18 protein-coding genes and 1 pseudogene are annotated in these 19840 nt (G+C 61.2%); 13 read left to right on the top strand and 6 right to left on the bottom strand.

Annotated features, from left to right (window positions below; all coding sequences use genetic code 11):
- Positions 1-19 precede the first annotated feature (19 nt).
- The 5 genes from BLW48_RS29620 to BLW48_RS29600 form a co-directional block, all read right to left on the bottom strand.
- Positions 20-1045, bottom strand: coding sequence for an alpha/beta hydrolase (locus tag BLW48_RS29620; RefSeq protein WP_218137537.1), 1026 nt, complete (start codon positions 1043-1045; stop codon positions 20-22).
- A gap of 165 nt (positions 1046-1210) precedes the next feature.
- On the bottom strand, positions 1211-2293 hold the full coding sequence (locus BLW48_RS29615) for an alpha/beta hydrolase (RefSeq protein WP_093179173.1): 1083 nt from the start codon (positions 2291-2293) through the stop codon (positions 1211-1213).
- Between the two features lie 2 nt (positions 2294-2295).
- A complete protein-coding gene (locus BLW48_RS29610; protein WP_093179171.1) occupies positions 2296-3081 on the bottom strand; it encodes a carboxymuconolactone decarboxylase family protein in 786 nt (261 codons plus the stop codon).
- Positions 3082-3344: 263 nt separating this feature from the next.
- Positions 3345-4238 (bottom strand): LysR family transcriptional regulator, encoded by an 894-nt coding sequence (locus BLW48_RS29605; RefSeq protein WP_093179131.1) that lies wholly within the window; start codon positions 4236-4238, stop codon positions 3345-3347.
- Positions 4239-4274: 36 nt separating this feature from the next.
- Positions 4275-5177, bottom strand: a complete 903-nt coding sequence (locus BLW48_RS29600; protein ID WP_093179129.1) for a LysR family transcriptional regulator — start codon at positions 5175-5177, stop codon at positions 4275-4277.
- Positions 5178-5313: 136 nt separating this feature from the next.
- Between BLW48_RS29600 and BLW48_RS29595 the strand changes: the two genes are divergently transcribed.
- From BLW48_RS29595 to BLW48_RS29550, 10 genes and pseudogenes are all read left to right on the top strand, one after another.
- The gene (locus tag BLW48_RS29595; RefSeq protein ID WP_093179128.1) at positions 5314-6303 is read left to right on the top strand and encodes an aldo/keto reductase; all 990 of its coding nucleotides are present in this window, start codon (positions 5314-5316) and stop codon (positions 6301-6303) included.
- 18 nt (positions 6304-6321) lie between these two features.
- Positions 6322-6921, top strand: a complete 600-nt coding sequence (locus BLW48_RS29590) for a flavodoxin (protein ID WP_093179126.1) — start codon at positions 6322-6324, stop codon at positions 6919-6921.
- Positions 6922-6958: 37 nt separating this feature from the next.
- A complete protein-coding gene (locus tag BLW48_RS29585) occupies positions 6959-7951 on the top strand; it encodes an aldo/keto reductase (RefSeq protein WP_093179125.1) in 993 nt (330 codons plus the stop codon).
- A gap of 70 nt (positions 7952-8021) precedes the next feature.
- Positions 8022-9077 (top strand): alpha/beta hydrolase, encoded by a 1056-nt coding sequence (locus BLW48_RS29580; protein WP_093179123.1) that lies wholly within the window; start codon positions 8022-8024, stop codon positions 9075-9077.
- A gap of 8 nt (positions 9078-9085) precedes the next feature.
- On the top strand, positions 9086-9568 hold the full coding sequence (locus BLW48_RS29575) for a cytochrome P460 family protein (RefSeq protein ID WP_093179170.1): 483 nt from the start codon (positions 9086-9088) through the stop codon (positions 9566-9568).
- 23 nt (positions 9569-9591) lie between these two features.
- Complete coding sequence (locus BLW48_RS29570; protein ID WP_093179122.1) at positions 9592-10305, top strand: DUF4405 domain-containing protein; 714 nt, start codon at positions 9592-9594, stop codon at positions 10303-10305.
- Positions 10306-10970: 665 nt separating this feature from the next.
- Positions 10971-12011, top strand: a complete 1041-nt coding sequence (locus BLW48_RS29565; protein ID WP_093179121.1) for a porin — start codon at positions 10971-10973, stop codon at positions 12009-12011.
- A gap of 148 nt (positions 12012-12159) precedes the next feature.
- Positions 12160-12570: pseudogene (locus tag BLW48_RS36105) on the top strand (Bug family tripartite tricarboxylate transporter substrate binding protein); the annotation flags it as partial.
- Positions 12545-13021 (top strand): tripartite tricarboxylate transporter substrate-binding protein, encoded by a 477-nt coding sequence (locus tag BLW48_RS29555; RefSeq protein WP_093179119.1) that lies wholly within the window; start codon positions 12545-12547, stop codon positions 13019-13021. The pseudogene BLW48_RS36105 and the gene BLW48_RS29555, both read left to right, overlap by 26 nt.
- Positions 13022-13241: 220 nt before the next feature.
- Positions 13242-15023: an acyl-CoA dehydrogenase gene (locus BLW48_RS29550; RefSeq protein ID WP_093179118.1), complete on the top strand. Its 1782-nt coding sequence runs from the start codon at positions 13242-13244 to the stop codon at positions 15021-15023.
- Between the two features lie 8 nt (positions 15024-15031).
- Here the strand turns inward: BLW48_RS29550 and BLW48_RS29545 are convergent, their stop codons facing one another.
- Positions 15032-15991: a LysR family transcriptional regulator gene (locus BLW48_RS29545; protein WP_093179117.1), complete on the bottom strand. Its 960-nt coding sequence runs from the start codon at positions 15989-15991 to the stop codon at positions 15032-15034.
- A 126-nt stretch (positions 15992-16117) separates the two neighbouring features.
- Between BLW48_RS29545 and BLW48_RS29540 the strand changes: the two genes are divergently transcribed.
- The 3 genes from BLW48_RS29540 to BLW48_RS29530 are packed head-to-tail and all read left to right on the top strand — an operon-like array spanning position 16118 to position 19550.
- Entirely contained in the window at positions 16118-17104 is a 987-nt protein-coding gene (locus BLW48_RS29540) for a Bug family tripartite tricarboxylate transporter substrate binding protein (protein WP_093179115.1), read from the top strand.
- Between the two features lie 6 nt (positions 17105-17110).
- Positions 17111-17977 (top strand): alpha/beta fold hydrolase, encoded by an 867-nt coding sequence (locus BLW48_RS29535; RefSeq protein ID WP_093179114.1) that lies wholly within the window; start codon positions 17111-17113, stop codon positions 17975-17977.
- 22 nt (positions 17978-17999) lie between these two features.
- Positions 18000-19550, top strand: a complete 1551-nt coding sequence (locus BLW48_RS29530; protein WP_256330995.1) for a class I adenylate-forming enzyme family protein — start codon at positions 18000-18002, stop codon at positions 19548-19550.
- The last annotated feature ends 290 nt before the right edge of the window (positions 19551-19840 follow it).

The following is a 19840-nucleotide window of genomic DNA, read 5'->3' as shown; positions in this document are numbered from 1 at the left end:
GCAAAGCTGCTGCCTCGCATCACAGCGTTTTCGCGTAGAACGTTGTCAACTTTTCCATGGCGGCGTCCACATACTTGGGGACCCAGTAGGTTTCGATGTGCGTGGCACCATCGATCTTGAAGAACTCCTTGTCCTTCGTGCCCGTAGCCTTGGCGAACGCATCCTCGCTCATGTACAGGCTGTCGGCCTTGCTGCCTGCGATCATCAGCAGCGGCTTGTTGATTAGTTCGATCTGATGAGTCGCGTCGAAGCGCATCAAGTCAAGCAAGCTGCTGGTGGTGTACTTGAAGGTTGAGTTGGGATGCGCGTGCGTCTTCCAGTAATACTCGTAGCCTTGGCGGTACATCTCGAATGGCAATGCGGCGATCTGTGCGTCCGTCATGTCGGCGTCCCCCGAATAGAGCACAGTCCCGCCGGCCGCTTCCTGGGCGCGCGCAGCCGAAGCCTGTTGCAGTCGCTCCTGGATGGAGTCCAGTTGCGAATCCTCGAAGCCATTGCGCCGCACCCGTCCGGAGTTGAACATGCTCAGCGTCGCAATCGACCTGAAGCGCTTGTCGGTCTGTGCCGCAGCCAGCGAGTAGCCGCCACCGCCGCAGATACCAAGCAGACCCAGGCGTGCGACATCGGCGCCCGCATAGCTGGAGATGAAGTCTGCCATGCCGTGGATGTCCTCGATGCGGAATGCAGGCTTGTCCACATTGCGCGGCTGACCACCGCTCCCGCCCTGGTACGCGGCATCCGCGGTGATCGTGATGTAGCCCTTTTCCGCCAAGCGCTGGGCATACAGGCCAGCGACTTGTTCCTTCACCCCGCCGTTCGGGTGCGCCACCACGATGGTGGGGTATTTCTTCTTCGGATCGTAGTTCGCAGGGGTGTACACGTTCGCTGCAATATCCAGGCCGTCGAGCTTGTACCTGACCGGATGGACGTTGACTTTACCCGGTTCGTTTTTCGAGATCGCGCCGTCGTAGGCCAAGGTGAACGCATTCTTTTTGTGGTCGGCCGCCTCGGCTTCGCCTCCCGACATACCAACCATGGCAGCCATGAAGGTCGCCTTTAGAACTGTGTGTTTCATATGCATATTGCTTGAGATGGAAGACGCGCGCTCCACAAAGATGCTCAGAGATCGGCACGACTGTCGTTCGTGCCTTCCGGGATTTCCTCGTATGCCTCGCCTCGCTTCTTCGCCGCGCTCGGTGCGCTTTTCTCGTCAGTCCAGCTTTTTCTCAGCGAGAAACTTCGAAACCAGGTCGGCAATCTGGACGTTGTTGAGGTCCGACATGGGGAAGTGGGTGTTGCCCTTGATGCCGGCCTCCGGCAAATGCACCACCGTCACATCGCCCCCATGGCGATTGACGACGTCGCGCCACAGGCGGGCCATTTGCAGCCGGGCGCGCCAGCTGTCCTGGGCCGGGAGATCCATGCGCTGTTCCGGGATGTTGTCACCATAGAAGATCAGGATCGGGATCCGCGTCAGCGCCATGAACTGTGGCAAAGAGGTGGCCTCTCCTCGCACGGTGTCGAACGCACTCGGGATGGGCGCCGGCACCTCGCCCTGCGGAAAGATGAAACTGCTGCCAGGCTCGAAGGAGACGATGGCCTTGACCTTGCTGTTCTTCATCGCGGTCAGCCAGCCCGGTCCACCACCCTGCGAGTGCGTGAAGAGGATGCCGGGGCCGACCTTGTCGAACACCGCCGACACCCCGTCGGACACGACGTTCATATCGAACGGGCCGGTGTTCGGCGTCATGGCTCGGAAGAACTGGTTGAGCGTTTCGGGGCTGCGGTCGACCTGCACGCCATTGAAGTAGTTCGGCCACAGCCCGACGCGGAATTGGTTGAACCAGAGTTGCTCGTCCGGAGTCGGCTTGAGGGTGGCTTCGACCATGCTGCGCCCGGCATTGCCGCGCCGCGGCTGATCGATCAGGTACACGCCGAACCGGCGACGCAGGAAGATGTTCTGGAAACCTTCGCGGCCATCTGCCGTGGTTTCCCATGTCTTGGAGAACTGGCCTGCGCCGTGCCACATGACGATCGGGTACTTCCGTGCATTCACGGGAAGTTGATAGAACGCGTAGGCATGGTCACCGTGGTAGCTCTGCCCCTCCGGCGCCATGGGTTTGCGTGGGTCGAAAGTGCCTTGCGCAGTGACCATCGTGCCGCCTGCGGCGAAACTGCCTTGCGCTTGAATCATCAAAGGGCCCGCAGTGCTGTCGGGGGCATTGGACTGGGCCGCACAGGCCGCGAGCAACGTCGCCAGGGCAATGGTCAATAGGGTTTTAGTGGCTTTCATGTTCATCCTTCCGATGTGGCGGCAGTCAATGCCTGCGTCAGTGCTGCGCCTGCACGTTTGGCGGCCTGCTCGTCGCCGCTTTCGGCCAACCCCTGGACCAACTGGCGCAGCTGCGCCGCGCTCAGCCCCACCCGCATGCTGGCACTCATGTGCGAGCGCAACTGCGCTTCCACGCCCGGCGTGGCCGCCAGCGCACCGACCGTGGCCAGTTCGCGGCTTTGCCAGTCGAGGTTGTCGCGCTCGAAGATATCGCCGAACAAGTGGGCCTGCAGAAACTGATTGATGACGGGCGCGAAATCGAACACCGGGCCCTTGACGGGAGCACCTGAAATACGGGTCTGGTTGGCCGTGCCCGCCGCCAGCAAGGCTTCGCCGGTGGGCGGGACACGGCTGGGTTCGCGTCCTGGCGCGTCCTGGATGCCGCGCTGCTTGCGGTCCTCCAGCACCTTCATCAATTCCCCCAACGCATTGAGGCTGCGCGGAAAGCCAACGTAGGCATACAACTGCACCAAGATTTCCTTGGCCTCGCCGATGCTGAGGCCTGCATCCAATCCCCGATTCAAAGCGGCGTTGAGCTTGGGCATATCGCTCGTGGCCATGAAGGCTGCGATCGACGGGATGGCTTGCTGCTTGGCGGAAAGTGCGTCGGAAGCCGATTGCGTGGTACTCATGGCTAGTGGTTCTTCCGTGTTTTGGGCGGCGCGGCTCGGCGCAATCGCCAGTACCAGGACCACGGCGGCGGCCAGCGCGACAGCCTCGCGATACCTGGGGGACGTTCTACGGATCATGGTCATTTGCTCCATCTGGCGCATGTTCTTGGCTGCACGCCAACAGGCCACGGCCGCGTCATGTTGAGACGAAAAAGGCAAATAAACGCGTGAATCACGGCCTGTCTTTGCTCCTCCTCGACTGAGAGAAGGATCGTACGGAATGCGGTGGCTTCGAGTAAGCCCGAGATCGCGCATTCACTGCTGAGCCGAGCTCATGAATGGCCGGGCACGGCAACGGGTGCAGGCTCATCCTGAGCTCGTCCCGCAAAGGCGCCTCCGGTCTACTCCCGATATCGCAATGCCTCGACGACGACGGCCATGGCACGAGAAGATTGGCGTCGGCTCGGGTAGTAAAGGTAGTAACCCGGATAAGGCTTGCACCAGTCGTCCAGCACTCGGATCAACCTTCCCGCCGCGATGTGCTCCATCACCATGTCTTCGGGAATGAAGGCCAGGCCGTAGTCCGCCAGCGCCGCCTTGACAATGGGCGAACTGCTGTTGAACACCCATTGGCCGCTCACGCGGAGCTTGACCTCCTGGCCGTCCTTTTCGAAGTCCCACGGGAGAAATCCCCCATGAGTCGGCAGCCGCAGACTGATGCAGTTGTGCTGAGCAAGTTCGTGCGGAGAACCGGGCCGCGGACGCGTCGCGAAATATCCAGGCGAAGCGACGACGGCAATCCGCAAGTCCGGACTGATGCGCACCGCGATCATGTCCTTGGCCACCTGATCGCCCAGGCGCACGCCCGCGTCATAGCGGGCCGCGACGATGTCCGACAGGGTGTAGTCCACAGTAATCTCGACATTGATTTCGGAGTGACTGTGCAGGACTCCGGACAGCTTCGGCCAGAGGATGCTGTTTGCGGCGTGCTCGGCCGCCGTGATGCGGATAGTCCCGACGGGCTTGTCGCGCAACTCCTCCACGGCTGCAACCTCCGCATCGATTTCGTCGAAACGCGGTGCCACGCTGAGATACAGCCTCTCACCTGCTTCGGTGGTGGAAATGCTTCGTGTCGTGCGTGCCAGCAGCCGCACACCCAGGCGTGTTTCGAGTCCGCGAACGGCATGGCTCAACGCGGAAGGCGAAACTCCCAGCAGTGCGGCGGCCCGGGTGAAGTTGCCTTGACGCACGACATGAACGAAGGCAATGACGTCGCTGAAGCTTTCAATGGCCACTTGCAGCTCTCCGCGTTACGCCCCAGTCGCAAGGGCTCATGACTCTTCTGCCGGATGGCGCAGCGCGTCGATCAGCACAGCCATCGCGCGGGACAACTGCCTGCGCTTCGGGTAGTAGAGGTGATAGCCGGGGAACGTCGGAGACCAGTCTTCAAGGACCTGCTTGAGCTGCCCCGTCGCAATGTATGGTCGCGCCATTTCCTCTGGCAAATACCCGAGTCCGAAGCCAGCCAGCGCAGCATGGAGGATCTGCCTTGTGCCGTTGAAGACGAGCTGGCCCTCGACCCGCACGTTGACGTTCTGCTCGCCCTTCTTCAGCTCCCAGACGTAGAGGTCGCCGTGGCTCATCAGGCGCAGATTGATGCACTCATGACCGGTCAGGTCCTGCGGCTTCACGGGCTCCGGGCGCTCCTGGAGATAGACGGGTGAGGCAACAATCGCAATACGCATGTCGGCACTGATGCGCACCGCGGTCATGTCGCGGGCCACTTCGTCGCCCAGTCGCACGCCCATGTCATATCGCCGCTCGACGATGTCAGTGAAGCGAGATTCTGTGTTGACCTCGACCTTGATCTGAGGGTATTTTGGAAGCAGCATGGCCAGCCTGGGCCACAAAGCCGTCTCGACCGCATTTTCTGTCGCTGTAATGCGAATGGTGCCCGCGGGCTGGTCACGCAACTCGCCCACCGCAGCCAGTTCCGCCTCGATCTCGCGGAACCGCGGAGCAGTATTTAACAGCAGTCGCTCTCCAGCATCCGTGGGGGAAACACTGCGCGTGGTGCGGGTCAGCAGCCGGACTCCCATCTTGGTCTCGAGTGCACGAACCGTGTGACTGAGCGCGGATTGGGACACCCCAAGTTGCGCGGCTGCGCGCGTGAAGCTCTGCTCGCGCGCCACTGCAATGAAAGCCAGCAGGTCGCTGTAGTTCTCTCTCGGCATTAATGAAGTCACTTCACAAGTCTTTGCCAATTCTGCCATCTAGTCGCGATGGCACGCGATCACTATATTGATTGCAAGCAGAAGTCGTGCGTCTGCGCGGATGACGAAGCGGATTGCTCCGCCGCAGGAGAAACACATGCAAAAGCGCAAACTTGGAAATGGCCGCCTTGAAGTCTCGGCCCTCGGCTTCGGTTGCATGGGGCTGAGCCACGGCTATGGTCCGGCCACGGGCACACGGCAGGCCATTTCTCTGATCCGGGCCGCAGTTGATCGAGGGGTGACCTTCTTCGATACGGCCGAAGTCTATGGCCCGTATCTCAACGAAGAAGTCGTCGGCAAGGCGCTCGCCTCGGTACGCGACCGGGTGGTGATCGCCACCAAATTCGGCTTCACCTTCGGCGACGACAACAAGCAGCAGATCCTCAACAGCCAGCCAACGCATATTCGCTTGGCCGTCGAAGGCTCACTCAAGCGCTTGAAGACCGAAGCAATCGACTTGCTCTACCAGCACCGGGTCGACCCCGATGTGCCAATCGAGGACGTGGCCGGCACAGTCAAGGACTTGATTGCCGAGGGCAAGGTCAAGCACTTCGGGCTGTCCGAAGCCGGCGCTCAAACGATCCGCCGCGCGCATGCGGTGCAGCCTGTGACCGCTCTGCAAAGCGAATATTCGCTGTGGTGGCGCGATCCCGAACATGACATCCTGCCGACACTCGAAGAACTCGGCATTGGCTTCGTCCCATTCAGCCCGCTGGGCAAAGGCTTTCTCACCGGCGCCTTCGGCACTGGCGCCAAATTCGGCAGTGATGATTTCCGCAGCATCGTTCCGCGCTTTTCCCCCGAAGCATTGCAAGCCAATCAGGCCCTGGTGGACCTGCTCGGCCGGATCGCAAGCAACAAGGGTGCGACAGCGGCGCAGATCGCGCTCGCGTGGCTGCTCGCGCAAAAACCGTGGATCGTGCCGATCCCCGGCACGACGAAACTGCACCGGCTGGAGGAGAACCTGAGCGCTGTTTCCGTGAGCCTTTCGGACACCGACCTCCACAATATCGAAAGGGTCCTCGCGGAAGCCAGGATCCAAGGTGATCGCTATCCGGCCGCGCTGCAGGCACGTGCAGGGCAATAACCCTATGGAGTCCCCACGATGGCATCGACGCACGACGCGGTCCGGCGCACGATGATGACGGCGTTCGCCTCGCTTCCACTGAGCAGCAGCGCAACAAGCGCCGCCCAGCACGGTGAGACGCGGCAAGCGTGCTCGAAGACCCTAGTGGCCTACTTCTCCCGGTCGGGCAACACGCGCGTCGTCGCCGGCCTGATCCATCGCGCGCGCCGCACCGACCTGTTCGAGATCAGGCCCGCACACCCCTATCCCGAAGACTATCTGGAGACAGTCGAGCAAGCTCGCATCGAACGCGACGGCGGCCATGAACCCGCCCTGGAGGCCAGGGTCACCCGAATGGCGGACTACGACACCGTCTTCCTCGGGTTCCCGATCTGGGGCGAAACAACGCCACCGGTGATCCGGTCCTTCCTGTCTGCGCACAGCCTGTCCAACAAGGTCTTGATCCCGTTTGTCACCCACGGTGGCTACGGGCTCGGCAACAGCCCATCCGTTCTTGCCAGCCACGCGCCGAAGGCGCGATTGTGCGACGGATTCGTCATGGAGGCGGATCAGGAGCGCCGCACGATGGATCGCGTCACCGGCTGGCTGGACGGGGTCACGATCACGCAAGGCAAGTAGCGCTCCGGCGCAGGCATCACCAAAGGAGCAAGGAATCATGAAGCATCGCAAGCTCGCAAATCAATTGGAAGTCTCGGCCCTTGGCTTGGGCTGCATGAGCATGAGTGCCCTGTATGGGCCGCCGGCCGACAGGCAAGAAATGATCAAGCTCATCCGTGCGGCGCACGAACGCGGCGTCACCCTGTTCGATACGGCCGAGTCGTACGGGCCGTTCGTCAACGAGGAGCTTGTCGGCGAAGCGTTGGCGCCGATCCGCGACCAGGTTGTCATTGCCACCAAGTTTGGCTTCGACATTGACCTGGCGACCGGTGAACGGCTTGGCGGCACCAATAGCCGGCCTGCGCACATCAAGGCCGCTACAGAAGCGTGTCTCAAGCGCCTGCGCACCGATCGCATCGATCTGCTCTATCAGCACCGCGTCGATCCCGAAGTTCCGATCGAAGATGTGGCCGGGGCGGTCAAGGATCTGATCGCCGAGGGCAAGGTCAAGCACTTTGGCCTTTCCGAGGCGGGCGTGCAGACCATCCGACGCGCACATGCCGTGCAGCCGCTGACGGCGGTGCAGAGCGAGTATTCGCTGTTCTGGCGAGGGCCCGAGCTGGAACTGCTACCGGTCCTGGGCGAACTCGGTATCGGCTTCGTGCCATTCAGCCCGCTCGGCGCCGGCTTCCTGACCGGCAAGATCGACGAGAACACCCGGTTCGATCCGACGGACTTTCGCAACAACGTGCCGCGCTTCTCGCCCGAGGCACGCAAGGCCAACCTCGCCCTGGTCGATGTCGTCAAAGCCCTTGCCGAGCGCAAGAGCGCCACGCCTGCACAGGTGGCACTTGCCTGGCTCCTGGCCCAGGCGCCCTGGATCGTGCCTATTCCTGGCACGACAAAGCTCCATCGCGTGGAGGAGAACCTGGGCGGCGTGGACCTCGATCTGAGCGCGGACGATCTCGATCGAATCAACGAAGAAGTGTCGAAGATCCAAGTCCAGGGCGAACGCCTGCCCGAGGCTGCACTGAAGATGACCGGTCGATGAGCTCTCGCTCGATCACGCAGGCTCATAGGCGTTCTCGCTGCGTTTTTCGGCGCCACCCGGGGACGACATCATGAAGAAGGCAACTTGGCGCTTCCACGCTCGGAAGTTGGCTGGAGGGATGCTGCCCATAGCCCTCGCATCTCCATGCACCGACGCCGGAGAAATTGCGCCAACTGTGACCGAGAAAATCACGACTCGTGCCACCCGGGAAGATTCCGCCAAAGGCGGGCATATGCACTTGCGTACGGATGACCACCTTGCCGACCTGCTGGGCCATCCCGCTTTTCGGGGTTTCAGCCGTCGGATGCTGCCCTGGGATGACCGAGCCTACGACGAGGCAATGCCTTTGCGGAACATCGGCGAACTCCTGCCGTATCACAGCCATGTTGATCCCGACCTCGTTGTCGCGTCGCTGAATCGCATGGTCGATGATGCCAATGCGGGGCACGCCGTTTTCTACGACTTCTACACGGATGCCCAGAAGCAGGCGAACCCGACGCTGAAGAATACGGGACTGTTCTTCTTTCGCGGAAGGCCCGGCGCACCTTTCGCCGTCGTTGCGCCCGGCGGCGGGTTTTCCTATGTGGGATCGGTGCACGAGGGATTTCCTTACGCTGCGGAAATCAGCCAACAAGGATTCAACGTCTTCGTCCTGAAGTATCGCTCAGGGCAAGGCGGCAGGGTGGCCACCGAGGACCTGGCCGCGGCGATTTCGTACATCATCCGCGACGCACACACGCTACAGGTGGGCACGACGCACTACTCGCTATGGGGCAGTTCCGCTGGCGCTCGCATGGCTGCGGCGATCGGCTCGCACGGCACCGCCCGCTTTGGCGGTCTGCCGCAGTCCAGGCCTTCTGCCGTTGTGATGGCCTACACCGGGCACACCGAAGTTACAGCGTCCGAGCCACCCACCTTTGTCGTCGTGGGCGACATCGACGGCATTTCCCCGCCCGCCCTGATGGAGACGCGGGTCGCCGCGCTCCGAGGAATGGGAACGCCGGTCGAGTACCACAAGTATTCGGGGATCGGTCACGGATTCGGCACGGGTCAAGGCACCAGTGCACAAGGTTGGGTCGGCCAGGCCGTTCGGTTCTGGGAAAAGGAAATCAACAAGGCACCATGAGTCAGTCCATGAGAACAATCGCACCGATGAGCGCTGTGGTCACATTGGTCGCCTGCGTGGCCCTCGTGCCCGCTTGCCAGGCACATGCCGAGCCCACCCGCGTCACGTTTCCCAAGCTCGACGAGTTGGTCCATTACACAACGGTCAGGCGCGGCAACGTAACCGAGCACATTTCGACCACACGCTCAGCCCTCGAGGCGATCCAGAAAGGGCTGCCGGTGCCGAACGGCACGCATTTCGTTCTGGCCGACTATCGCGACGAGAAGATCTACCGGTACTTCGTCATGGAGAAAGGTGCTGGCTGGGGCGCTGACTTCGAAGAGCGCCGACGCACCGGTGATTGGCAGTTCCAATGGTTTCAGCCTGATCGCCAGATCAACCTAAAGGAGAACACAGCACGCTGCATGTCCTGCCATGCAGCACAGAAAGAGCGGGACTACCTGTTCACAGCAAGGCGCCTGTCGGAGTTTCGCGGCACGCCCGTCGAATAGCCATCACCCAGAGGTACCGTCCGTTGAATCCCGTTCTCCTGTTGAAGATGGTGCTCGACTGCGTCGCCGCCGGGTTGCTGCTCTTCGCCTTCGCCTACTTCTGGCAAGGCAACGCTGCACATGAGCTGGCTGGCGTGGGCATCTTCTTGCTGGTCGTCGTTCACAACCTACTGCATCGCCGATGGTTCGCCGCGCTTTCAAGGAAACAACGCGAAAGACGCGGGAAGTTCAACATCGCCGTGGCCTTTGTTCTCCTGGCCGGCATGTTGGTGCTGCTGATCACGAGCCTGACGATCTCCGAGACGCTGTTTGCCGGCCTTCGTCTGGATGGCGATGTTTCAGCTCGGCAGATTCATGCCGGTGTCGCCTACTGGTTGCTGCTCGTGGTCGCCGTCCACCTCGGCTTGCGCTGGCCTCTGCTGACGGCTGTCGCCCGCAGATTGCTGGGGATCGAAGGAACGAACGTAGCCCGCACCGTAGTGCTTCGATTGATTGCAGCCGGCATCGCGTTGCAGGGCGTTCGCAGTGCACTCGCATTGAACCTCCAGGCCAGGCTCCTCTTTCAAACGTCGCTGGACTGGTGGAACTTCGAGGAATCGGTTGCAGGATTCTTTGGCCATTGCATGGCTGTCGCCGGCCTGTGCACTTTCATCACCTACTGGGCCATGCAATGGCTGCACCGCCGCAGACGCATGATCGATGCTGGATGCCTGGCGGCAAGAGGACCGGATAGCTGATGAACTGCAGCCTGAAGAAACCGCTGGAAGAATGAACACGAAATTGCCTGTGGCTATCGCTTCCGCTACGGAGCCGGACCCCATCAAGGTCACCCGTGTGGGTGCTCAGCCTTCCAGTGCCGGCACGGGAGAGAACTTCACCGGCCCGGATCCGTTTGGGGGGCGGCATCGTGACCTTCGAGCCCGGTGTGCGCACAAAAGGTCAGCAACACAATATGGGCGGTGATGATCAAAGGCAACGGTTGCATGAGGCGCATGAGCGTGCGAAGACGTCGCGCCGTCTGGACTGCCGCCTGACCTGAGCCGAGAAGGCCAAACCTCCGCGACGAACGAGCGCCGCGACCAAGTTTGCTCTCTCGCTCACCTGCTGATCCGGTGTGCTGCCGAGACTCTTGATCGTCCGCAAAAGCAGCAGCTCGTCTTCAGAAAAAGCCGATGGACTGCTTATTGCCTCATTTCTAAACTGGGTCTCACGCATGAAGGCACCGACCTCATGCCAATGCCCCGAGTGAATCGGTTCGATCGGAACTCCAACCGCTCTGGGTACGCCGGCCAACGAAGCCGGCAGCTGAAGAAGACGCGGAGATCGCCGAAGAGGTGATCTCGACTGTAGCGCCGCCTCGAGCGCTGTTGATTCCAGCTTAGAAAAACGGAGACAAGGATCCATGAAGAAAATAATTCTGCTGCTTCCCATCGTGGGAGCGGCAGTGGCCGCCCATGCGCAGTCGTCTGTCACCTTGCAAGGGACCGTCGACATCGGAGTGAACTATGTCAAGGGCTCCCGAACGAGCCTGACGCAACTGATGAGCGGCGGCAATGCCACCAGCAAGCTGGTCTTCCGCGGCATCGAAGACCTTGGTGGAGGCATGTATGCAATGTATTGGCTCGAGTCCGGCTTCAACGCGGACAACGGGACCTTCCAAGCGTCCAACACGAACAACCAGCCCAGCGGCGCGACGCCGGCAAACGGCATGAGCTTCAACCGCCGATCGATCGTCGGCATCGGTGGGTCCTGGGGCGAAATCCATCTGGGTCGGGACTGGTCGCCCAGCTATGAAACCTACACCGGCAAGTTCGACCCCTTTGCGCTGGGGGTGGGTCTAGGGCTGAACTACGCAGGCGGCATCAATCCGAACCAGGTGCGGGCGTCCAACGCCATCGCCTACATCTCCCCAAAGGTTTTCGGAGGCTTCAGCGTCAACGCGCAGCATTGGCGCGGCGAAAACGCCAGCGGCACTGCGACGTCCGGCGACGGAACCGGTGGCGGGGGGCGACTGATGTACGACAACGGCCCATTCGCTGCTGCAGCGACTTTCATGCGGACCAAGTATGCCGCCGGAAGCGCCATCTACCGGAGCTTGGCGGGTGCTTATGACTTCGGTCCGGCGAGGTTCTCGTTCAACGCAAACAAGGATCAGCAAGGAACTCTCAAGCAGAGCGGCTGGATGGTGGCCTTGACCGTCCCGATCGGCGTCACCCAATTCAAGGGGTCCTATTCCGGGATTCGCACAAACCAGGCGGGCGATCCGGAGGGCAAGAAACTGGCACTCGGTGTCGTCTACAACCTCTCCAAACGCACGGCTGTGTATTCCACGCTCGCAGTGATCCGCAACAGCGGCGGCGGGACCTACGCGTTCAGCGGGGTCACGACAGCGCCGAACCGTTCCTCCACCGGCTTCGACCTGGGGATCCGTCACCACTTCTAGCCGACAGGCACGGGGGTCGCTCCCTGCGTGGATGGATGGATAGTTTCACTTGGACAGTAGACGGCGATGAATCAGCGGGGTCATCTCGTCCAATGAAGCACCTCCATGAACATCTCTCGCAGATCCCTTCTCATCACCTCGGCTTCGCTTGCTCCTTGGAGAAAGACCCTGGCGCAGGAGAACTACCCCCAGCGCTCCATCAGGATGGTTGCCGCCCTTCACGGCGGGTGCAGCACGGATCGTTGCCAAAGCGCCCAATGACGGCCATACGCTGATGATGGGCGGCAACTCTTCGCACGCAGCCAATGTGCACACGCTCAAGAACGCGGGCTACGACCCCATCAAGGACTTCACGTCCATCACCCAATTGAGCATCAATCCCCTGTTGCTGGTGGTGAACTCCGAACTTCCGGTGCACACAGTACAGGAGTTCATCGAGTACGCGAAAGAGCACCCTGGAAGGATGAATTACGCAACCGGCAACTCGGGAATGCTAGTCGCTGCGCAATTGCTGAAGACGCAGACCGGGATCGATGCGCTGGCGGTCAACTACTCCGGGGGCTGCTCCGGCCACAACCGACCTGCTTGCCGGACGCATCAACTTCACCATGAACGACCCTGTCGTTTCTGCGCCTTTCATCAAGAGCGGGCAACTTCGCGTTCTCGGTGTCACGTCGAAGCAGAGACTCTCCATGCTCCCAGACGTCGCGCCTCTGGCCGAGCAGAGGTTGCCCGACTACGACTATGCCTCCTGGTCTGCAATGTTTGCGCCGGCAGGACTGCCTCCGGACATCGCTCGCAAGCTCCATCAAATCTTTGCCAGAGTGATGGCCGATACGGCCATACAGAAATTCGCGAAATCCGCAAGGATCATCCCGCTTGCTTCGACACCCGAGGGAGCTCCATGCGTATGTCCGAGACCAGATCAAACTCTGGGGTCGATGGGCCAGGGAATCCGGTTTGACGCCGAGCTGACCGCGGCGTCGCAACGCCTTCGCCCGTCGTTTTGAAAACAAGGATGCGGCGTACATGAAAAAGCCATGGACGCACGGCATGTCTGTTTTAGATACTCGGAGCCAGTGCACAAGCACACGCCTTCATGAAAACGTGGAGGCCGTCTCCACTGTCTCGAAGTCCTATGCATCCACATCAGAAGTCAGTTCGCTCCAGTCTGCCCTTGCTCCAGACGTGCGGCTGCGATGAACAACCAGTCAATCGTGGAGAGCAACGATGAGCTATCGTGCGCCCGTCAAGGACATGCTCTTCGTCATGCGGCATCTCGTGGACCTTGGCCACATTTCGGCGCTGCCGAACTTCGAAGATGCCAACCTGGAAATAATCGAAGCGATTCTGGACGAATCCGCAAAGCTGTGCGAACAAGTCATTGCGCCCTTGAACGGGATCGGCGACCGCGAGCCGGCGCGATGGAGCAACGGCGACGTGAGTGCCACGCCGGGGTTCAGGCAGGCGTTCGAATTGTTTGCCCAAGGCGGTTGGCAAGGCCTGGGGCATCCGTCTTCCTGCGGAGGCCAGGGGCTACCCAAGCTGGTCGCAGCCGCGTGCGCGGAGATGCTGCAGGCGGCGAATGTCTCCTTCGGGCTGTGTCCCATGCTGACCGACGGTGCCATCGAGGCGCTGATCACCGCAGCCACTCCAGCGCTACGCGACAAGTACGTGCCGAAACTGATCACAGGCGAATGGACAGGCACCATGAACCTGACCGAGCCGCAAGCTGGCTCCGATCTGGCCGCGGTGCGCACGCGTGCCGAGCCGCATCCGGATGGCAGCTACCGCATCTTCGGAACGAAGATCTTCATCACCTGGGGCGAGCACGACATGACGGACAACATCGTCCATCTGGTGCTCGCCCGCCTGCCCCACGCACCACCCGGGGTCAAGGGAATCAGCCTGTTCGTGGCGCCCAAGTTCCTCGTGCGGGAGGACGGTAGTCTCGGCGAGCGCAACGATATCCACTGCATCAGCATCGAGCACAAGCTGGGCATCAAAGCCAGCCCCACCGCTGTGCTGCAGTTCGGCATCGAGGGAGGTGCAAGGGGCGAACTCGTGGGCGAACCGCACCAGGGCCTGAAGTACATGTTCATCATGATGAACGCGGCACGTTTTGCTGTCGGTCTACAAGGCATCGGCGTGGCCGAGCGCGCCTACCAGCAGGCTCTGGCCTTTGCGCGCGAGCGCGTGCAGGGCCGTGATCTTTCTGGCAAGGGCGAGCCTGTGGCCATCGCGCAGCATCCCGACGTCAAGCGCATGCTGTTGACCATGAAGGCGCTGATCGAAGGGGGCCGCGCCCTGGCCTACGTCGCCGCTGCGGCCAGCGACGTCGCCCATCACACGGCCAACGAGACCGAGCGACGCAACAGCCAGACACTGTACGAATTCCTGGTCCCGGTGGTGAAAGGCCATTGCACGGAAATATCGGTCGAGGTCGCAAGCCTCGGCGTGCAGATCCACGGGGGCATGGGGTTCATCGAGGAGACCGGTGCGGCCCAACACTATCGCGATGCGCGCATCCTTCCGATCTATGAAGGCACGACGGCAATTCAGGCCAACGACTTCGTGGGGCGCAAGACCTTGCGCGATGGAGGTGCCATGGCAAGAACCGTGTGCGCGCGCATCGCGGCCACCGAACGCGAACTGGCGGAGCAATCGCACGAGGATTGCCGTGCCATGCGACAAGCCCTGCGAGCGGGTCGACTGGCCTTCGAATCGGCGATCAAATTCGTGGTGGACCACGGAGGCACGAACCCCGCTGTGGTGTACGCGGGTGCGGTGCATTACCTGCGGCTGGCCGGCATCGTTCTGTGCGGCTGGCAGATGGCCCGCACCATGCTGGCGGCGCTGACCTGCAAATCCGGGGATGCGGGCTTCCAGGCCGCGAAAATCGCCACGGCTTTCTTCTATGCGGAAACGCTGATGCCTCAGGCGCAGGCAATGGCGGCGGCCATGCTCGGCGCGGGCGCTGCAGTTGAACGCGTCAGCACCGAGATGCTTTAGGCATCCGACTACGCGCGTGAACCTCGACGATCACCAGCGAAGCGCTTGCGCAGGAAGCCCGCCAACGCCGCGGATGCGCTGTCTGACACCTCGGCTTTCACGACCAGCCCGATGCCCGGCATGGACGCAGTTTGGGGCAGGCGAACCTCTGCCAAGAGCCCGGACCTCAAGAACGGGTCAGCGACCGACTTTGGCATGAACGAAAGCAAATTGCGCTGATCGAGCAATCGCCACATCAGAACTGGCGCGCGTGTGCTGATGTTGTACATGGGCGGCAGTTTGCCATCCCGCAGAAACAACTCCTCGAAGCCCGCGCGCGCGGTCGTATCCAGAGGTGGTACCAGCCATGTGCTCTGACTCAATTCCGACCAACTCACCCGCTTGCGTCCCACTAGCGGGTGACGAGGTCCGGTCACCGCACAAAAACGGTCAGGCATGAGCGGTTCGAACTTCCAGCCATCGGGCAGCGCCTGCGTGGAACGGCAAAGGCCCAAGTCGACTTCGCCATGAAGCAACTTTCCTCCCAGCAAGGCGGGAGGAGCCTCTTCGATCTCCACGACGATCTGGGGATTCACGTCACAGAATGCCGCGATGCACTCGCACAAAACGGCGTGCAGCGCATTGCCTACTGCGCCGACTCTGACATATCCGCGGATGCGCTCGATGTGCGCAGCGGCTTGCCATGCGGAATCATCCAGAGACCGCAAGATACGGCGGCTGACCGGCAGCAGCCGCTCCCCGGCCTCGCTGAGCCGCATCCCTTTGGCATGCCGGACGAAGAGGTCGACTCCAAGCATCCCTTCGAACTCGCGAATCTGATGTGTGACCGCCGGCTGCGTGAGACCCAACGTCTGTGCAGCCTTGTTCAGCGAACCAAGGTCTGCTGTTTCCACGAAGGCCTGCATGTGGCGAAAACGCCCCTTGGCCTGCAGCCGATTTCGCAACGTCGAGGCGTTCAGAAGCGACATGAGATCGATAGAAGTTTCTTATAGCTGAATCGATTATTTCATTGGATTTTATGCCATTTGCTCGCGATGCTTGATCCCTGAACAGTTGCCCATGGCTTCTGCTTCGATAAAAAAAGGAGACATGGAATGAGATATGCCGCGACGCGCACCGGGCGCAGAGACTTTCTGATTCACGCAGCCGCCACACTGGCGTTGTTCCCCCACGTCGCGAGGGCACAGACGTTCACCGACAAACCCATCACCATCGTGGTGCCCAACGTCGCCGGAGGCGCTGCCGACCTGATCGGGCGCTCCATCGCGCAGCATCTGTCGAAGCATCTCAAGCAGACCGTGATCGTCGATAACGTACCCGGCGCCGGGGGACTTATTGCGTTGCAGAAGGTGCTCCGGGCTCCTCCTGACGGCCACACCCTGCTGTTGGCCAACAATGATCTCGTCACTACCTTGATCGCGAATCCCACCGCCGGGTATTCGCTCAAGAACGTTGTGCCGCTGGCCCGCCTCGCGTTGACGCCGCTCGTCCTCGTTGCCCGCTCGAGCTTGGAGGTGCGCAATCTCGACGACCTGGTGGATCTGGCGCGTGCTTCGCCGGGGAAATTGACTGTTGGCGTCGCGGGCAACACTTCGATCGCCGCCATTGCAGTCACCATGATCGAACGCAGCGCAGGCATCAAGCTCCGTGCAGTCCCCTACAAAGGGGGAGCACAGGCTTTGATGGATCTTGCGGGCGGCGTCATCGACATGGTGGTGACTTCGGCTCCGGCCGCCCTGCCCCAAATCGGGACGGGCAAGATCAAGGCCGTCGGTGTGCTCGCGGACAAGCGACTCGATGTGGCGCCAGAGATCATGGCAGCTGGTGAGTCCCGCCATCTGAAGGGAGTGCACGTGGATGTTTGGGGCGGGCTGGTCGGGCCTGCAAGGATGCCCGCTCAAGCCAGCTCCGCGATACAGGGGGCGCTGCCGGATATCTTCAAGGACCCTGCGTACCAGGAAGAGGTGCGCAAGCGAGGCGACCTGGTGACACCGGCCATGCTGGGCGACGAATTCGCTGCCTATATCAGCAATCAGGAAGCGCACATACGTGAAGCCGGCTTTATCTTCAAGGCGGAGTGATTCGAGATGACAGAAGCGTTCGACAATCTGCCGCTACGCTGCGCCCGCGTAGCAAGCGGTTTGGAATTCCACTACGTGCAAGCAGGTGAAGGACTGCCCTTGGTATTTGTCCACGGAGGCGCAGGCGACTACACCACGTGGAGTCCTCAATGGACCGCGTTTTCGGGCCGATATCGCACCGTATCCTACAGCCGTCGATTCAGCCAGCCCAACAAGAATCCGGAACCGGCGGTAGACCACCACTCTGCAGAGGCCGAAGCAAGCGACCTGAGGGACCTGATCGACGACTGCTGGCATGCGCGCCCGGCCATTCTCGTGGGAGCGTCCTACGGTGCCTACACGGCACTGGCTCTTGCCACATCGACGCCCGACAGAGTGCGAGCACTGGTGCTGATCGAGCCACCTCTGCTTCCTCTGGCCGGCGAGACGACCGATGGCATGAAGCTGCGCGACGCATTCGAGACGAAGATTCAAGCACCTGCGCGACTTGCCTTTGCCGCGGGGGACGACGCCAAGGCCATGAAGACACTCGCAGGAGGAATTGCAGGATCGCCCGCCTCCGACAGTTTCATCGATGCTCGGATGCAGGGCCGGATGCGCAATGTACGCGCTATGAGGGTCCTGACATCTTCCAAGCGTCAGTTTCCTCCTATTGATCCGCGGGCGCTGGCAAGCATCGCCGTGCCGACCCTGCTGATCTCCGGCGAACGCACAGAACCTCTGTGGCGCGAAATCTTCATGACTCTCCAGCGGCACATGCCACATGCGGAATCGGTGGTAATGCCGAATGCGGGCCACGCGGTGGCACGCGATCAGCCCGAGGAATTCAACTCCTGCGCGCTCGATTTCCTGGCTCGACACGGCCTGTTATAGCGTATCAACGAGAGGATGATCTATGACATACGTCGATTGCACGATGCCCAACTCTCTCGCAGATGTGTTGACGGACGCGGCCAAGAGGTACGGAGGGAAACGAGCCCTCGTCACCGGCGAGAGGGACTTCACATTCGAGGAATTGGACGCACTGGCCAGCCGCGTCGCCAACGGCTTGACCTCACTGGGGGTGGAGCCCGGCGATCGTGTCACCATCTATGGCGCCAACTCCTGGCAATGGGTGATCAGCTACTACGGCATCCTGAAAACAGGCGCTGTTGTGAATCCGATCAATGTCATGCTGACGCCTGAAGAGGTGCGATACGTCGTCCGTGATTGCGGCGCCAAGGCGTTGATCGCATCGCGTGAAAAGGGGCTGCCACTGCTAGGGGACGAGCAGCACGGCGAGCTTCCGCAGTTGATTCTGTATGGAGCCGAGCTGCCTTCGAGCGTGACGAGTTTCGATGCGCTGCTGGAGGCGTCCTCTGACCGCTTCCAGCCGCCCACGATAACGACCGATGCGCTTTCCACCATCTGCTACACATCTGGGACGACCGGTACGCCCAAAGGGGCGATGCTTTCCCACCGCGCGGTTCTGATGAATATGGCCATGACCGCCCTCATGCACGGACGTACTGCGAAAGATGTGGTGGTCACAGCTTTGCCATGCCCCCACGTCTATGGCAACGTGGTGATGAACAGCACGCTCCAGGTTGGCGCAACTCTCGTACTTCTCCCCTTGTTCAAGGAACAGGCCGTACTCGATGCGATACAAGGCTACCGGGCCACCATGCTTGAAGGCGTTCCGACCATGTACCTGTATTTGCTCGGCCATCCATCGACAGCACAAACGGACTTCTCGTCTCTGCGACTCTGCACCGTCGGCGGTCAGACCATGCCGACCGCAAAGATGCAGGAAGTTGAAGCTGCGTTGGGCTGCCCGCTGGTCGAACTCTGGGGCATGACGGAGCTGGCCGGATTGGGCACGACTTTCGCCTGGAACGGACCGCGAAAACCCGGATCGATCGGTGTCGCGCTTCCCTATCTTCGCGCAAGGATTGTTGACGCGATGGATGCAAGTTTGGAACTGAAAGAAGGAAACGTAGGAGAACTGGTGATCAAAGGGCCCGCAGTCATGACTGGCTATTTCGGCGATACGCAGGCGACGAAGGAAGCCATCGACGAAGACGGCTGGCTGCACACCGGAGACCTCGCCAAGATCGATTCAGATGGCTACGTCTTCGTGATCGATCGCAAGAAGGACATGATCATCACGAGCGGCTACAACATCTACCCTGCCGAATTGGAGCGCGTGATCGCGGCACATCCCGGCGTAGCAATGGTCGCTGTGGGCTCGGTGAAGGACGAGATCAAGGGTGAACTCGCCAAGGCATATGTCGTGGCCAAGCAGGGAGCTGACACCACTGCGGACGACATCCTCTCCCATTGTCGCGCACAACTCGCCGCCTACAAGGTGCCTCGCGCCGTGCAATTCGTTCCGGATCTTCCAAAGACATCCTCCGGCAAGGTCATGCGCCGAAAACTGCATGAACTTGACGCGCTGACGGGCTGAGCTGCCCCCTTCTCGAGTGACCGACTCTCGCGGACGCGCGCAAAGGTCCCGCCATGGACGATCACAACGATCGACGCCATAGCACCTCTCGGGCGTCGCCATGCGAAGACAACGAACTCGATAGCCACCGCGCACCGGCGTGTCGGTCCACGCGAGAGCCGCCATGTAGACCAACGGACGCCCGTATTTCTTCATCGCCAAAAAGTGTGCACGAGTTGCAGGGACATTCCGCATCGCGACGGCCATCAGACAAGCGGCACGGGCGATCTCGCCGGCCCGGCAAGTGCATG

The sequence above is a fragment of the Variovorax sp. YR266 genome (genome assembly GCF_900107295.1).
Lineage (GTDB): Bacteria > Pseudomonadota > Gammaproteobacteria > Burkholderiales > Burkholderiaceae_C > Variovorax.
The sequence above is the reverse complement of the archived record's forward strand: the minus strand, read 5'-3'. Positions and strand labels throughout refer to the sequence as shown.

Coding starts and splice junctions, on each gene's coding strand:
- BLW48_RS29620 (WP_218137537.1), bottom strand. CDS start 1,045: ATGGCTGCCATGGTTGGTATGTCGGGAGGCGAAGCCGAGGCGGCCGAC.
- BLW48_RS29615 (WP_093179173.1), bottom strand. CDS start 2,293: ATGAAAGCCACTAAAACCCTATTGACCATTGCCCTGGCGACGTTGCTC.
- BLW48_RS29610 (WP_093179171.1), bottom strand. CDS start 3,081: ATGATCCGTAGAACGTCCCCCAGGTATCGCGAGGCTGTCGCGCTGGCC.
- BLW48_RS29600 (WP_093179129.1), bottom strand. CDS start 5,177: ATGCCGAGAGAGAACTACAGCGACCTGCTGGCTTTCATTGCAGTGGCG.
- BLW48_RS29595 (WP_093179128.1), top strand. CDS start 5,314: ATGCAAAAGCGCAAACTTGGAAATGGCCGCCTTGAAGTCTCGGCCCTC.
- BLW48_RS29590 (WP_093179126.1), top strand. CDS start 6,322: ATGGCATCGACGCACGACGCGGTCCGGCGCACGATGATGACGGCGTTC.
- BLW48_RS29585 (WP_093179125.1), top strand. CDS start 6,959: ATGAAGCATCGCAAGCTCGCAAATCAATTGGAAGTCTCGGCCCTTGGC.
- BLW48_RS29580 (WP_093179123.1), top strand. CDS start 8,022: ATGAAGAAGGCAACTTGGCGCTTCCACGCTCGGAAGTTGGCTGGAGGG.
- BLW48_RS29575 (WP_093179170.1), top strand. CDS start 9,086: ATGAGAACAATCGCACCGATGAGCGCTGTGGTCACATTGGTCGCCTGC.
- BLW48_RS29565 (WP_093179121.1), top strand. CDS start 10,971: ATGAAGAAAATAATTCTGCTGCTTCCCATCGTGGGAGCGGCAGTGGCC.
- BLW48_RS29555 (WP_093179119.1), top strand. CDS start 12,545: ATGCGCTGGCGGTCAACTACTCCGGGGGCTGCTCCGGCCACAACCGAC.
- BLW48_RS29550 (WP_093179118.1), top strand. CDS start 13,242: ATGAGCTATCGTGCGCCCGTCAAGGACATGCTCTTCGTCATGCGGCAT.
- BLW48_RS29545 (WP_093179117.1), bottom strand. CDS start 15,991: ATGTCGCTTCTGAACGCCTCGACGTTGCGAAATCGGCTGCAGGCCAAG.
- BLW48_RS29540 (WP_093179115.1), top strand. CDS start 16,118: ATGAGATATGCCGCGACGCGCACCGGGCGCAGAGACTTTCTGATTCAC.
- BLW48_RS29535 (WP_093179114.1), top strand. CDS start 17,111: ATGACAGAAGCGTTCGACAATCTGCCGCTACGCTGCGCCCGCGTAGCA.
- BLW48_RS29530 (WP_256330995.1), top strand. CDS start 18,000: ATGACATACGTCGATTGCACGATGCCCAACTCTCTCGCAGATGTGTTG.